This window comes from Dialister hominis, assembly GCF_007164725.1.
In the GTDB taxonomy this organism is placed as follows: domain Bacteria; phylum Bacillota; class Negativicutes; order Veillonellales; family Dialisteraceae; genus Dialister; species Dialister hominis.
In genome coordinates, this window is record NZ_AP019697.1 from 881344 (window position 1) to 895409 (window position 14066).

General features: G+C 43.7%; 11 protein-coding genes and 1 other RNA gene. All 12 read left to right on the plus strand.

Translation table 11 applies throughout. The features are described from left to right. The first annotated feature begins 93 nt into the window (after nucleotides 1-93). Nucleotides 94-1341: an IS256 family transposase gene (locus Dia5BBH33_RS04070; RefSeq protein WP_143332427.1), complete on the plus strand. Its 1248-nt coding sequence runs from the start codon at nucleotides 94-96 to the stop codon at nucleotides 1339-1341. 120 nt (nucleotides 1342-1461) lie between these two features. Beyond that, nucleotides 1462-1908 carry a hypothetical protein gene (locus tag Dia5BBH33_RS04075; protein ID WP_022381872.1) on the plus strand — a complete coding sequence of 149 codons (447 nt, stop codon included), beginning with the start codon at nucleotides 1462-1464 and terminating at the stop codon, nucleotides 1906-1908. A gap of 259 nt (nucleotides 1909-2167) precedes the next feature. Continuing rightward, entirely contained in the window at nucleotides 2168-4039 is a 1872-nt protein-coding gene (recJ, locus tag Dia5BBH33_RS04080; RefSeq protein WP_232518087.1) for a single-stranded-DNA-specific exonuclease RecJ, read from the plus strand. Between the two features lie 12 nt (nucleotides 4040-4051). Continuing rightward, nucleotides 4052-6472 (plus strand): RelA/SpoT family protein, encoded by a 2421-nt coding sequence (locus tag Dia5BBH33_RS04085; protein ID WP_143332429.1) that lies wholly within the window; start codon nucleotides 4052-4054, stop codon nucleotides 6470-6472. A gap of 3 nt (nucleotides 6473-6475) precedes the next feature. Next, complete coding sequence (gene dtd, locus Dia5BBH33_RS04090) at nucleotides 6476-6925, plus strand: D-aminoacyl-tRNA deacylase (protein WP_108849774.1); 450 nt, start codon at nucleotides 6476-6478, stop codon at nucleotides 6923-6925. A gap of 24 nt (nucleotides 6926-6949) precedes the next feature. Further along, a complete protein-coding gene (locus Dia5BBH33_RS04095) occupies nucleotides 6950-7588 on the plus strand; it encodes an MBL fold metallo-hydrolase (RefSeq protein ID WP_143332430.1) in 639 nt (212 codons plus the stop codon). After that, on the plus strand, nucleotides 7589-8641 hold the full coding sequence (locus Dia5BBH33_RS04100) for an AI-2E family transporter (protein WP_022381877.1): 1053 nt from the start codon (nucleotides 7589-7591) through the stop codon (nucleotides 8639-8641). A gap of 10 nt (nucleotides 8642-8651) precedes the next feature. Continuing rightward, nucleotides 8652-9116 (plus strand): Fur family transcriptional regulator, encoded by a 465-nt coding sequence (locus Dia5BBH33_RS04105; RefSeq protein WP_022381878.1) that lies wholly within the window; start codon nucleotides 8652-8654, stop codon nucleotides 9114-9116. Between the two features lie 115 nt (nucleotides 9117-9231). Further along, nucleotides 9232-10494, plus strand: coding sequence for a histidine--tRNA ligase (gene hisS / locus Dia5BBH33_RS04110; protein WP_143332431.1), 1263 nt, complete (start codon nucleotides 9232-9234; stop codon nucleotides 10492-10494). A 53-nt stretch (nucleotides 10495-10547) separates the two neighbouring features. Beyond that, nucleotides 10548-12362 carry an aspartate--tRNA ligase gene (gene aspS, locus Dia5BBH33_RS04115; RefSeq protein WP_144269399.1) on the plus strand — a complete coding sequence of 605 codons (1815 nt, stop codon included), beginning with the start codon at nucleotides 10548-10550 and terminating at the stop codon, nucleotides 12360-12362. A gap of 58 nt (nucleotides 12363-12420) precedes the next feature. Then, a non-coding RNA gene (ssrS, locus tag Dia5BBH33_RS04120) (6S RNA) lies at nucleotides 12421-12600 on the plus strand. A gap of 155 nt (nucleotides 12601-12755) precedes the next feature. Continuing rightward, nucleotides 12756-14066, plus strand: a complete 1311-nt coding sequence (locus Dia5BBH33_RS04125; protein WP_022381881.1) for a replication-associated recombination protein A — start codon at nucleotides 12756-12758, stop codon at nucleotides 14064-14066.

A 14066-nucleotide genomic window follows, 5' to 3' on the forward strand; every position in this document is an offset into this window, starting at 1 on the left:
TTCGGGAGTGTAAAATAGTTTGTGTAAATCGGTATTGCATGAATCTACTTTATGCCCCATACTGGGGTAAACAAAGATAAGGACGGTAACAGAATGGCAAAGTGTAAAACTCCACCAACTACCCCAGGCGAGCAGATTGCTCAGCAAATCCTCAACAACTACGACATCAAGAGCGCGGAAGACGTACAGGACGTCCTGAAGCAGATTTTTGGCCCCATTTTTGAGTCCATGCTCAAAGGTGAGATGGAAAATCATCTCGGCCATAAGAAGCATGAGCGCTCCGAAGACGGTGACAATGTCCGGAACGGCTATTCATCCAAGACGCTCAAGACCTCTCTGGGCGAGGTTCCTATCCGCGTCCCTAGGGATCGCCAGAGTACGTTTGAACCGCAGATCATCAAGAAGCACCAGCGCGACGTTTCGTCCATCGAGGGCAAGGTACTGTCGATGTATGCCCGTGGCATGAGCCAACGCGACATCGCTGCAACCATCGAAGACATCTACGGCTTCCAGATGTCACATGAACAGATCTCCACCATCACAGGCTGCGTCATGGAAGAGGTCGAGGCATGGCGGAATCGTCCGCTCCAGTCGTTCTATCCATTTGCTTTCGTCGACTGCATCTACGTATCGCTGCGCACGGAGTATGGCGTCCAGCAGGTGGCCGTCTATGTCATGCTTGCCTATGACGTCAACGGCTGCAAGGATGTCCTTGGCCTCTGGATCAACGAGACGGAGAGCAAGCATGACTGGATGCAGATCTTCGACGAGCTGCGGGCTCGCGGCGTTAAGGATCTTGGCATCCTGTCCATGGATGGCGTGAGCGGATTGGAGGAAGGCGCCAAGGCTGTATTCCCGCATGCCACGGTTCAGCGCTGCATCGTACACCTCATCCGCAATTCCATCCGCTACATCCCACGCAAGCAGTGGAGTGCATTCACGAAGCAGCTGAAGCTCATCTATGGTGCCATCAACGTCAAGCAGGCCCGTCAGGAATTCGAGAAGTTCAAGACCGACTGGCAGGCTTATCCAGGCGCGGTCAGCGTATGGGAAAACAATTTCTCACACGTCGAGCAGCTCTATAACTATGGCAGTGCCGTGCGCAAGATCATGTACACGACCAATGCCATCGAGAGCGTCAACTCTAGCTTCCGCAAGGTGACCAAGAAAGGCGCTTTCCCCAACGAGGATGCAGTCTTCAAGATTTTCTACCTACGCATCCAAGAGCTCTATAAAAAATGGAAAGGTCGTCACGTCGCAAGCTGGGCGATGGTCCGGAACCAGCTGCTCATGGACGACAGGATGTCTCAGCTTATGCAGCAATACGATGTTGCTTATTGAATCGATTTACACAAAACTCTTGACACACCCCATAATTCTATAGTATGTAATATGGAAATAAATTACAAGTTAGTGTAGAATAAAAAAGAGATTTATATTTTAATTGGAGGGTAATTATAAATGGCAGAAGAAATCAGAGTGAACGGAAAAGCTGGCAAATTTGAACAGTACACACAGGAAAAGAACATGAATTTCTTCAATAAGAATGAACTTCATGATGAAGCAGGCACTGTTGTTTTCCAGTCTAACATTAAAGTAGAAGGCCAGACAATCCCTGTAGGAATCATTACCGATAACACGATTTATACGATTATCCGTGTTCAGGTAGGAAGCGGACTTGTAAAAGAAGGAAATAAGGCAAAATTCCTGGAATACATCAACAACCTGAACAGAAGCTATAAAGTATTCAAGTATGTGGCAGCTGAAGATGGTTCTTTGTTCCTTGATGCATGCCTGCCAAGCACAAATGAAAGCTTTGATGCTGACATCGTGCGCGTTGTCCTTGATGTTATTGTTGACCATTTGACACAGGAATACAAAAATATCATGAAGGAAGCTTGGGAATAAAAGAATAAGCTTATCAATGAAGGACCCCGGGGGAAGCGGGGTCTTTTATTATGCCGTTTTAATTTTGAGAATGATAATAAAAAATAGAAATTGAGAATAAAAGGTGATAGAATAAAAAGGAATATACTTGAACTGAGGAAATCATATGAATACGGATAAATACAAGTGGCATATTCTAAATTCCTTAAATAAGACGGAAACAGGAGTGCCTGAATTTTCCAAAAAATATAATATAACTGAAGAACTAGCTAAGATACTGATGAATCGCGGAATAGATGATGAGTCTAAGTTATCCCACTACCTATTTGATTCTGCTGCAGATCTGGGAGATCCATTCCTGATGAAGGGAATGCCTGAAGCAGTCGACAGGATTCTGCGCGCGATAGATGGCAGGGAGAAAATCGTTATTTATGGCGATTATGATGTGGACGGGATTACCTCGACATCGATTCTATACCGGGGGCTTAAGAGCCTTAAGGCCGATGTCGGCTTCTATATTCCTCATAGGGAATCTGAAGGATACGGGCTTAACGCGAAAGCTGTCGAAAAATTAGCCAATGATGGCTTTAAGCTGTTAATTACAGTGGACTGCGGGATCAGCTCGGCAGACCTGATCAAGGAATTCCAGGGGAAGATAGATATCATAGTTACCGATCATCACACGCCTCCGGAAAATCTTCCGCAGTGCATTGCGGTTTTGAATCCTCACCAGTCTGACTGCGGTTATCCATATAAAGAATTGGCGGGATGCGGCGTCGCATTTACTCTTTGCAGAGGACTCATGCTGAAAAAATATGGAGTCAGTTATACAGATAATATAGAACTGGCCGCTCTTGGCACTATAGCTGATGTAGTATCCCTGACAGGGGAGAATCGGATTATAGTTAAAGAAGGCATGAAAAGATTCTTGTCCACTCCGGTAAAGGGGCTTTTTGCTTTAATTCAGGCTGCCGGGCTTATAAAGGATACGACACAAAGCATTACTCATGCGGATCAGATTTCTTTCGGCCTTGCACCACGCCTCAATGCGGCCGGGAGAATATCGCATGCCAAAGAAGGCGTCGAGCTCATGATCACAGATTCGACGCAGGAAGCACAGCAGCTGGCTGAAAGGCTGTGCAGTACAAATGTCACGAGACGGGAAATAGAAAAAGACATCTGCACGCAGGCGGAAGAACGTATAAAACAATTAGGCATTGAAAAAGACATGGCGATCGTTGTAGACGGTCCTAATTGGCATCCGGGCGTTATCGGAATTGTAGCTTCCCGTATCCTGGATGAACTCCATCGCCCGGTTCTGGTGATTACTGTTAATGACGGGATCGGTAAAGGATCCTGCAGAAGTATACCGGCATTTAATATTTATGAAGCCCTCGCAGCGCAGTCAGATCTTCTGATCCAATTCGGAGGCCACAAAATGGCAGCCGGCTTTTCTATCAAGGCTGAGAATATTGAAGAGTTCCGGAAGCGGATGAATGAGTACGCAAAGGAACATCTGACAGAAGAAGACTGCATACCGGTTTTGGATATTGAAGAAGTGATTCCGGTAGAAAAATTAACGGTAGATTTCGTTAAGTCATTAGACTTATTGGAACCATGCGGCTGCGATAACCCAAAGCCTTTATTTGCTTCAAATAACATTTTTGTTGAGACCGCCAGATACATAGGCGCAGACAAGCGGCATTTTAAATGTCAGCTGGGGAAAAATTCCGATCTTATTGATGCTATATTCTGGGGAGCCGGAGAACCGCAGCCATGCAGAGCCGGAGACAATATTAATATAGTCTTTGAACCGGAAATCCATGAATGGTATGGTGAACACGTCCAGCTGATCTGCAAAGATATACGGGTAGACAAGAAAAGAATAATAACCAGGGATTTTCTGGCAGACGTGTATCGCAAAATCAGGAGTATACTACGGGAACCTCGCCTGGCAGAAGACGTTAAGCGGCTCCTGACAGAAGGAACCGGATTCGATGCTGCTGATATTGATATAGCGCTGGCGGTGTTTGAAGAATTGCGGTTAATATCCAGATATAATTTCGATGGTGAAGAATTCTATCAGTTCCAGATGGTCAATAAAAAGATGGATTTGCTCTCATCTTCGGTATACAGAAGGCATATGCGCTAAGGAGAGGATATTATGGATAAAAATATCGAAAAAGACGGAACGCAGGCAGTGACGGAGCAAGAGAATGTACGCACTCCGGTCAGCAAGAACGTTAATACCAAAGCGGCAGTCTTCAATAAGAACCTGAATGAAGAGACGATACATACAGATGCGTCTGCCTCGACTCTGGCAGAGTTCCTGATTCATCAGGATGAATATGTAAAAAAACAGCATGAAAAGAAAGATTTTGCCGGAGAAGAAGCAGCAGAGTACCAGAAGCTGATTGATAAGGTCAAGACGTACATAACTGACAAGAAAAGTCTTGAAGCCATCAGAGAGGCATATGAACTTGCAGACAAAGCACACAGCGGACAGATCCGGGCTACCGGAGAACCATATATTGTCCATCCTCTCGCAGTCGCATATATTCTGGCTGAACTCGAAATTGATACGCAGGGAATCATTGCGGCACTCCTTCATGATGTAGTGGAAGACACGGATTACACACTCGATGATATAAAAATGCTCTTCGGAGATGAAGTTGCGTTTCTTGTAGACGGTGTCACGAAACTTTCTCAATTCCATTACAAGGATAAGGAAGATCAGCAGCTGGAAAACTTCAGGAAAATGTTCCTGGCGATGGCTAAGGATATCAGAGTTGTCGTTATAAAACTGGCTGACAGACTTCACAATATGCGTACGCTCGGCGTATTCCGCAAGGACAAGCAGCAGCGTATAGCAAGAGAAACGATAGAAATATATGCTCCTCTGGCTCACCGTCTTGGTATTTACAATATCAAATGGGAGCTGGAAGATCTGTGCTTCCATTACCTGCATCCGGATGAATATTATGACCTTGTCCGTCAGATGAAGCAGAAGAGGAAGGCCCGTGAAGAAATCGTTAATGATACGATGAGAGTCCTTCACGAAAACATAGAGAAGGCCGGAATCCAGGCAACAATAACGGGAAGACCGAAGCATTTTTACAGCATATATAAGAAAATGAAGAGGGATGGCAAGGACTTATCCCAGATTTATGATCTGTATGCAGTCAGGGTTATTGTCGACACGATTCCGCAGTGTTATGCAATTTTGGGAATTGTGCATACGCTTTGGAAACCGCTGCCTAACAGGTTCAAGGATTATATCGCTGTTCCTAAGCCTAATATGTATCAGTCCCTCCATACAACAGTCATCGGTACTAAGGGACAGCCGGTTGAAATCCAGATAAGAACATGGGAAATGCATCATATTTCTGAATATGGTGTAGCAGCCCACTGGCGCTACAAGGAAGGGAAACAGGCCGGTTCAAAGGATTTTGATACGAAAATCAGCTGGCTCCGCAGGATTCTCGAATGGCAGGATACCAGCAATCCGAAAGAGTTCATGAATGCATTGAAACTCGATGTATTTTCAGACGAGGTATTCGTATTCACACCAAAAGGTGATGTCACCAATCTGCCTAAAGGGTCGATCCCGATCGATTTCGCATATAGGATTCATACGGAGGTCGGCAACAGATGTGTTGGGGCAAAAATAAATAATAAGATTGTCCCGCTCGATACAAAACTCAAGAATGGCGATATTGTTTCGATTATAACATCAAAGACGGGAAAACCTAGCTATGACTGGATCAATATGGTTGGGGCAGCTGATAGTAAAGCTAAAATCAGGAGCTGGTTCAAGAAGGAAAATAAACCGGAGAATATTGCCCGCGGCCAGGAGCTTCTGATCCAGGAAGCAGACCGTCTTGGATTTGAATGGAAGAAACTGACACAGAAGAACAGGCTTGAAGATATTGCCAAAACTTTCAATAATATTACGGAAGAGGATCTTCTTGCATCTGTAGGATATGGTGGAATCCCATCCAAGAGCGTCATACTCAAGCTTGCCGAAGTATACAAAAAAGAACTGAATGCACAGAAAAATACTGCGCAGAAAACGGCAAAAGATCTTGAAAACCTGAAAATGCGCAGCGTAAAGACCAGATCCAACAGCGGCATTCTCGTAAAAGGAGAGGAAGGTCTTGTCGTACATTTGGCCAAGTGCTGCAATCCGGTACCTGGTGATAACATAGTAGGCTTTGTTACAAGGGGAAGGGGCGTATCTGTACACTGTGTGGACTGCCCGAATGCTGTTAATTTCCCTGACAAGGACCGGATGATTGATGTATCCTGGGAAGATCAGTCTGGCGGAGTTTTCCTTGTAACCATTGAAGTTATCAGTTATGACCGTACAGGTTTGATGGCAGATATTCTGGCGGCACTGACTGAAATGAAGTTGTCAGTTTCTTCTGCAAATGTAAAAGTAGAAAATAGTGGTATGGCTGTAATGAATCTGGGAATCCAGATCAAGGATCTCCAGCAGCTTGATTATATTATGACAAAAGTCAGACGAATCAAGGGCGTTCATTCTGTACGCCGTATGAGATCAGCACAGCAGGGAGAGGCCTGAATTATGAGAGCAGTCGTACAACGATGCAATTGGTGCAAAATCACTCTTGAAAACGGAGAAGTCTCCGAAACGGGAAAGGGACTAGTCGTTCTTCTTGGGGTCGGTAAGGAAGATAATGATAATGATGTAAATTATATTGCCGATAAAGTTATGAATATGAGAGTTTTTGAAGATGAAAACCAGAAAATGAATCTTTCTCTCAAAGATGTGAATGGAGAGCTTGCCATTGTATCGCAATTCACTTTATATGGTGATATGAGAAAAGGGAGACGTCCCAGTTTCTTTGAAGCGGAAGCTCCGGAACGTGCCAATGAATTATATAACCAGCTCGTTGAGAGGTGCAGAGATTCCGGAGTGCATGTCAAGACAGGAGAGTTTCAGACCTATATGAAAATCAATCTGGAGAATGACGGACCTGTTACGATTCTCCTGGACAGCAAAAGGAATTTCTAATATTCCTTTGAAAGGAGAATACCAGTGAAAATTGAATATATGACTCTTGGGCCGTTTGCGACAAACACTTATATTGTTTATGATGAAAAAACTTTACATGGTGTAGTAATAGACCCTTCTTTTTCACCAGATAAATATATCAGCGAATTGAATGACAAGAAAATAATCTTGGAATCCATTCTCCTGACGCATGCACATGTGGATCATCTGGCAGGTTTGAATCAGCTGCGGGAAGCTTTTCCTGATGCCAAGTTTTACATGGATAAAAGAGACGAGGAGCTTCTCCGTGATCCGAATATGAATTTATCTGATTTTCTGCCGGAACCCATTGTCTGCAAGCCTGCAGATGTATGGGTCAAAGACAGAGATATAATCAAGACCTGCGGGCTGGAATTTACAGTTCTTGATACCGCCGGTCATACGCCGGGAGGGATTTCCTTCTATCTGAAAAATGAGGGAATCGTTTTTACCGGGGACTCGCTGTTCCAGGGGTCCATTGGACGAACTGATTTCCCCGGCGGGAATCTGAAAGAATTATTGACAAATATCATGCAAAATCTGTTCCAGCTGCCTGATTCGGTCCGCGTGCTTTCAGGGCATGGCGAGATAACGACAGTGGGTTATGAAAAAGAAAGCAATCCTTTTTTTCAGGAGGAATTTTAAATGAGGTGGGGCGCTGAGTTTTGGCTTCGTGTTGTTATTGTAGCCATGTTTTGCGTTTTAATAATTAAAGCACCTATAGTTTTATTCCCATTCATTACTTCTTTAATTATTACTATTCTTTTAACGCCTCTGGCCCGCTTTATTTATAAAGGAGCAGGGCGCCTAGGAATAAAACGTTTTCCTTATGATGCAGCTATCCTGATATCATTTGCAGTTTTTGTTGCGGTCATATATCTTATTGCAGTTCATGTGTTTGTTCCGTTCATCAAGGAATTCAGGGAATTTATAAAAAGTGTTCCGGGGATGCTTGATACGGCACAGCTTGCCATACCGGAAATCGAACGCCAGTACCAATTGGATTTACTGCCGCCAGAGGCCAAAAATCTGATATCAAGATTTGTTCAGGATGTAGGGGAATATACATTAAAGCTTGCACAATTCAGTCTTTCCGCGATTTTCAGTTTTGCCAGCACGATTATTGAGCTGATCGTCGTACCATTTGTCACATTTTATATGATGAAAAAAGGAGGCGCTTTTATTTCTTCTTTCATCGGTATATTTCCTGACAGATATCATGCACACCTGACACAATTATTCAGAGAAATCCATTTTGTGCTGAATGCGTATATAAGAGGGCAGCTCCTTCTTTCCATATTGATGTCCATCGTTGTTTTCCTTGGCATGTGGTCCATGAACATACCGTACCCGCTTGTGATTGGCTTCCTTGCCGGAATTGTTGAAATGATTCCGCTGATCGGACCGATTATCGGAGCGGTACCCCCGGTGCTCCTCGGACTTCTGCAGGGGACGGGAGTCATGTTCCAGGTTATAATTTTTTATATCATTGTTCAGCAGCTTGACGGACACTTTGTGATGCCGAAATTAATGGGCAGCATTATTGATGTACATCCGGTTGCCATCATCGCCGGTGTGCTTGTGGGTGGGCATTTATTCGGTGTTGTTGGAATGATGATATCAGTTCCTCTTGTTGCAGTACTTCAGGTTTTACTGCGGCATATGTGGTTCTATGATAGATACAGAACGATGAGGTAGGAGACAGGTTATGAAAAAAGCAACCGTAATGAGCACGCTTAAGAAGAAAATAAAAGAGCATCAGTATAAATTCACGACGCAAAGGAAGATTGTGCTTCAGGCGTTTCTGGACAGCAAAGAGAACCATATGAGTGCTGAGGACGTATATGAAATCGTACATGAAGAAAATCCTGCGATTGGTTTGGCAACTGTATATCGTTCTTTGGAACTGTTTACATCTTTGGAATTGCTCAAGAAGCTGGACTTTGGTGACGGCAGAAGCCGGTATGAATTGAACGATAAAACAATTACGCATTCCCATCATCATCTGATTTGTCTGGGATGCGGAAAAGTTGTTGAATTTTCGTATGATTTCCTGAACGATGTCAAGGATAAAATACAGAAAGAAAATGGATTTAATATCGTAGATTACCAGTTGAAATTTTATGGCTATTGCAAGGATTGCATAAAAAAGGCAAATAATAATAAAGGATGACTGCATAATGAGCAGTTAAAATTTGCCAATGAAGTATAGAAAATGATACAATTCAAATGTTAATCTCTAACGAATAAATCTTAGTAGTAATATTTTAAAGAGGTGTCGTGCAAAGATGCAGGCGTTAAAAGGGACCCATGACATTTTACCCAGTGAAGTGTATAAATGGGATTATATGGAAAGCGTTATACGAGACGTATGTGCTCGCTATGGATACAAAGAGATTAGAACACCTATCATTGAAGCAACTGAACTTTTTCAGCGCGGAATTGGGGACTCGACGGATGTCGTATCTAAAGAAATGTACACATTTCTTGACAGAGGCAACAGATCTGTAACACTGAGACCTGAAAATACAGCTTCTGCAGTCCGTGCATTCCTGGAACATAAACTGTATGCTGACCAGCAGGTTCATAAGATGTTTTATATTGGATCAATGTTCAGATATGACAGGCCGCAGGCAGGGAGATACAGAGAATTCCATCAATTCGGGCTGGAAGTACTGGGAGCATCTTCTCCGCTGGCTGATGCTGAAGTTATTGCCATGGCTTGTGAAATATTCCATAAGCTTGGATTAAAAGACCTTGATCTTCATATCAATTCAATCGGGGATAAGAATTGCCGTCCTGCATACAGGCAGAAATTGATTGATTTCTTCATGCCTAAAGTTGATCAGTTATGTGATGACTGCAAGGAAAGGCTTCTGAAAAATCCGCTCCGCATATTAGACTGCAAGGAAGAAGGCTGCAAGGCTGCATCTGTTGGAGCGCCTGTGATTACCGATTATCTTTGTGAAGACTGCAATACCAAATTCGAAGCAGTCAAAAAGTATCTGACTGCTTTAGGAATCGATTATACGGTAGACCCCAAGCTTGTCAGGGGATTGGATTATTATACCAACACCGCTTTTGAAATTCAGTATCCGCCTCTTGGCGCACAGAGCGCTGTTTGCGGCGGAGGCAGATATGATGGTCTGGTTGAAGAAATGGGCGGGCCGTCCACTCCTGGAATCGGATTCGCCATCGGTCTTGAAAGACTGCTGCTCGCTTTGGAAATGCAGAATCTGATTCCTGTTCCGCAAAGCGCACATAAAGTTTATATTGCTTCTTTAGGACAGGATGCAGTCATTGAAGGAATAAAGATCCAGCATCTGCTCCGCTCTGAAGGAGTGATTGCGGAAATGGATCTTCAGGATAAGAGCCTGAAGGGACAGATGAAGCAGGCAGGCAAATCAAAAGCTGATTTTGCAATTATCATTGGCAGCAATGAATTGGAAGAAAAAGCTGTAACCGTTAAAAACATGAATAATGGGGAACAAAAGCAGGTTCCTTTCGATAATGTTGCTGAATATATCCCTTCAGCTTTGAAAAACAATTGATAAATCTGGCCTAAGCCATCATTTATATATTATTAATGGAGAGGTGTTTGAATATGGAAACAATGGCAGGTATGCATCGATCCTGCGGATGCGGTCATGTAACAGAACTTGACTATGGCAAAGAACTTACATTAGCTGGATGGGTTAATACACGAAGAGATCATGGCGGATTGATCTTTATTGATCTTCGTGATCGCAGCGGGATTGTACAGCTGGTCATGAGTCCACAGTATGGTGAGGAAGCTTTCCATAAGGCTGAATCCGTACGCAGTGAATATGTTCTTGCAATTAAGGGAAAAGTAAGAGCAAGAAGCGAAGATACAATCAACCCGAAGATGAAAACAGGCAAAGTTGAGGTTGTAGTAACTGAACTTCGCATTTTGAATAAATCCAAGACTCCTCCATTCTACGTTGAGGATGGAATTGATGTAGATGAAAACGTTCGCCTGAAGTACAGATACATTGATTTGAGACGTCCGGAAATGCAGAATAACCTGATCATGCGTCATAAGATTGTTCATGAAATGAGAACATTCCTTGACAAACATGATTTCCTTGAAATTGAAACCCCGATGCTTACAAAGAGCACACCGGAAGGCGCACGCGACTATTTGGTTCCCAGCCGTGTCAACTTGGGCAAGTTCTATGCACTTCCTCAGTCACCACAGCTCTTCAAACAGCTTCTGATGGTGTCTGGATTTGAAAGATATTTCCAGGTTGCACGCTGCTTCAGAGACGAAGATCTGCGCGCTGACAGACAGCCGGAATTCACTCAGCTGGATATGGAACTTTCCTTTGAAGATCAGGACTTCATCCTTGATCTGATGGAACACATGATGCAGACGGTTTTCAAGAATGTTTTAGACATTGATATCCAGATTCCGTTTAAACGTATTAAATGGGATGATGCAATGAATCTTTACGGATCTGATAAACCAGATCTGAGATTTGATATGCATTTCTATGATGTATCTTCTTTATTGGTCGATACAGGATTTAAGGTATTCCGTTCTGTTCTCGATAATGGCGGCGTAGTCAAGGCTATTAATGTTAAGGGCTATGCAGGCATTCCACGCCGTGAATTAGACGGACTTGTCGATTATGTTGGAAGATATGGCGCAAAGGGCCTTGCATGGATCGGATTCAATAACGACGGCAGCCTGAAATGCCAGATTACCAAATTCCTCGGCGAAGAAAAAATCAGAGAAATTGGCAAGGCCTGCGAAGCAGAACTTGGCGATTTGATCCTTATTATTGCTGATAAGCCGAAGGTAGTAGCTCAGGCTTTGGGCGAACTGCGCCTTGAAATGGGACGCAGAATGAATCTGATTGATCCGAACGAATTCTGCTTCCGCTGGGTTACCGATTTCCCGATGTTTGAATACAGCGAAGAAGAACATAGATATGTAGCTGAACATCATCCTTTCACTGCACCGCGTGATGAAGACATTCAGTATCTCTCCACTGATCCGTCCAAGGTATATGCTAAAGCTTACGACATGGTTCTCAATGGTGTCGAAGCCGGCGGCGGAAGCCTCCGTATCTATCAGGAAGATCTGCAGGAGAAGGTATTTAGGGCAATTGGAATTACCGAAGAAGAAGCTCAGCAGAAATTCGGATTCCTTCTTGATGCATTCAAGTATGGTGCACCGCCGCATGCAGGCATTGCACTCGGCCTTGACAGACTCGTTATGCTGATGCTTCATCTGGAATCTATCCGCGACGTAATTGCATTCCCGAAGACACAGAGCGCTATTGATCCATTGACACAGGCTCCATCTTATGTTGCTGACAAACAGCTGAAAGAACTGCACATTAAAGTTGAAACGAAGAAAGATAAAGAAAAAGATCTTTTTGAAGACGATTAAGACTGAATGTGCTCATCTTGTAAATTCACAGATGATTTGTTAAACTATATGTAAGTAAAGAACCCTGCTGTGCACGTGCAGCTTTATATTTTGAACCAACACCTTTACCTAGGGAGTTCGGATTTGGATGGAAATAGTCTATGCCCCTTTTGGGGGACAGATGAAACTCTTCAAGAGAACACCCACCTGCAATTATGCAGACTCAAAATACGGCAATTAACGACATGGTGGGGTATGGATACTAATACCGTCAAGATTATCTTGGCGGTATTTTTATTTTGCATTTTACTCTCAATAATGGCATACTATACTAAACAGATGTTTTCTCACGAATGGATGTTTTAACTTTCATTCTTTAACGGTATGAACAGTCTTGAATGTTGAGGCATTATAATGGATTCACTATTTGATCTAGACCAGAATGACCACATGAAATTTGCACCTCTTGCAGAGAGAATGCGGCCTAAGAAGTTGTCCGATGTCGTAGGACAGGAGCTTGCTGTCGGCCCAAATTCATTTCTAGCTAAGATGATTCAAAAGGACATGGTTCCTTCCATTCTGCTATTTGGGCCTCCCGGCTGCGGAAAGACCACGATTGCTACTGTCATTGCCAATATAACTAAAAGCAAGTTTGTGAAATTGAATGCGACTGCCAGCGGCATAAAGGAAATCAGGGATTTGGCCAAAAGCGCGAAGGATGAGCTTCAGTTTTATCAGAGACGCACTATTGTTTTTGTTGATGAAATTCATCGTTTCAATAAAGGACAGCAGGATATTCTGCTGCCATATGTTGAGGATGGAACATTTATATTAATCGGCGCAACGACCGAAAATCCTTATTTTGAGATCAATGCACCGCTTTTATCAAGATTAAGGCTGATCCGCTTAAAAGCACTGGATGAGGAAAGCATTGTTGAAATACTTGAACGGGCACTCAATGACAGGGAGCGGGGACTTGGAAAACATGGCTACCATGTTTCGAGGCCCGTATTGAAAATGGTAGCTTCCTATGCTTCAGGGGATTCACGCGCAGCGCTCAACTTATTAGAGCAGGCAACGGCACTTCTTGAGGACAATGGAACGCTTACAGAAAAGGAACTCAAGGAGCTGGCGGGCGAAAAGATACTCAACTATGATAAAAACGGGGATTATCATTATGATGTTGTCTCAGCCTTTATAAAAAGCATGCGCGGCAGTGATCCGGATGCTGCACTCCATTATCTGGCCAGAATGATCAACAGCGGGGAGAAACCCTCATTCATTTCAAGAAGAATCATCATCTGTGCTGCTGAAGATGTCGGCCTGGCTGATCCCAATGCATTGACCGTTGCAGTGGAAGCTGCAAAAGCGGCTGAATTTGTTGGATTTCCAGAGGCACAGATTCCTTTGGCAGAAGCTGTCTTATACATATGTCTTGCACCTAAGAGCAACAGCGCTGTTATGGGGATCATGGCAGCTTCCGCAGAGGCGGGGAAACGGTCCGACTGGTCAATTCCTGATTACCTGAGAGATGCTCATTATGCGGGCGCCGCGAAATTAGGTCATGGCAATGGATATTTATATCCACATGATTTTGGCGGATGGGTGGAGCAGGAATATATGCCAAGTGAACTTAAGGGGCATGTTTATTATTCACCGGGAAAGAACGGTATGGAGTCTTCGCTTGAAAGCAGATGGAATAATTTTAGACGGAAAAACAAATAA

Excerpts from the sequence above, each read along its gene's own strand:
- Dia5BBH33_RS04070 (WP_143332427.1), top strand. The coding sequence starts at position 94 with ATGGCAAAGTGTAAAACTCCACCAACTACCCCAGGCGAGCAGATTGCT.
- Dia5BBH33_RS04075 (WP_022381872.1), top strand. The coding sequence starts at position 1,462 with ATGGCAGAAGAAATCAGAGTGAACGGAAAAGCTGGCAAATTTGAACAG.
- recJ (WP_232518087.1), top strand. The coding sequence starts at position 2,168 with ATGAATCGCGGAATAGATGATGAGTCTAAGTTATCCCACTACCTATTT.
- Dia5BBH33_RS04085 (WP_143332429.1), top strand. The coding sequence starts at position 4,052 with ATGGATAAAAATATCGAAAAAGACGGAACGCAGGCAGTGACGGAGCAA.
- dtd (WP_108849774.1), top strand. The coding sequence starts at position 6,476 with ATGAGAGCAGTCGTACAACGATGCAATTGGTGCAAAATCACTCTTGAA.
- Dia5BBH33_RS04100 (WP_022381877.1), top strand. The coding sequence starts at position 7,589 with ATGAGGTGGGGCGCTGAGTTTTGGCTTCGTGTTGTTATTGTAGCCATG.
- Dia5BBH33_RS04105 (WP_022381878.1), top strand. The coding sequence starts at position 8,652 with ATGAAAAAAGCAACCGTAATGAGCACGCTTAAGAAGAAAATAAAAGAG.
- hisS (WP_143332431.1), top strand. The coding sequence starts at position 9,232 with ATGCAGGCGTTAAAAGGGACCCATGACATTTTACCCAGTGAAGTGTAT.
- aspS (WP_144269399.1), top strand. The coding sequence starts at position 10,548 with ATGGAAACAATGGCAGGTATGCATCGATCCTGCGGATGCGGTCATGTA.
- Dia5BBH33_RS04125 (WP_022381881.1), top strand. The coding sequence starts at position 12,756 with ATGGATTCACTATTTGATCTAGACCAGAATGACCACATGAAATTTGCA.